Here is a 656-nt window from a genome sequence, read left to right as displayed (position 1 = left end):
TTGCTTATGGTGTTTAGACTTGAATCTAGGGAATTTAGCTTGTCCTTTAAAAAAGTTTTTATAGGCTCTGTCTAGGTTAATTGCTACACATTGGAGAACCGATGAATAACAATCTTCCTTGAGCCAAAGATATTCCTTTTTGAGTTGAGGGAGCATCCCTTTATAGGTTGCTAGTTTTAAGCTTTTTCCAGTTTCTTGATAGTGCTGAATACAGGCATTTAAGGCAAAATTCCAATACCACCGTACACAGCCGAATGACTTGGCTAACGCCAATTCCTGTTCGGGTGTCGGATAGAGTCTGACCTTAACTGCCTTAAGCAATTGAATCACCCCCTTCGTTTGAGTGCTGTATTTACAAGATACACTGAATATAGCACAAGTTTTTTCAAGTGGAGATTATGAAGAACGATTTTGTTAGCGCTCGGGAGGTCTGTCAGTGACCTCAAAGTGCATTTGGTTTTGACAACCAAGTATCGACGGAAAGTTTTTACTCTTGAAATGCTGAATAGGTTACATTCCATCCTTGAAGAATTACTTCATAAGTGGGATTGTAAATTAATTGAATTTAACGGGGAAGACAATCATGTTCATCTTCTTTTTCAGTACCATCGGTGACATTGCTTTAAGTAATTTGGTTAATAATCTCAAATCTGTAA

Annotated in this window: 1 protein-coding gene and 1 pseudogene; one reads left to right on the top strand and one right to left on the bottom strand. The window is 37.7% G+C overall.

The features are described 5' to 3' along the window. Window positions 1–330, bottom strand: a 330-nt coding sequence (locus M595_RS28335) for an RNA-guided endonuclease InsQ/TnpB family protein (RefSeq protein ID WP_023069977.1), incomplete at its 3' end; no start/stop codon positions are given. Between the two features lie 68 nt (window positions 331–398). Between M595_RS28335 and tnpA the strand changes: the two are divergent. Continuing rightward, window positions 399–656 (top strand): annotated as a pseudogene (tnpA, locus tag M595_RS29875) (IS200/IS605 family transposase); the annotation flags it as partial.

This window comes from Lyngbya aestuarii BL J (genome assembly GCF_000478195.2).
Lineage (GTDB): Bacteria > Cyanobacteriota > Cyanobacteriia > Cyanobacteriales > Microcoleaceae > Capilliphycus > Capilliphycus aestuarii.
Note: the sequence above shows the minus strand (reverse complement) of the source record. Positions and strands in the feature narration are given on the sequence as shown.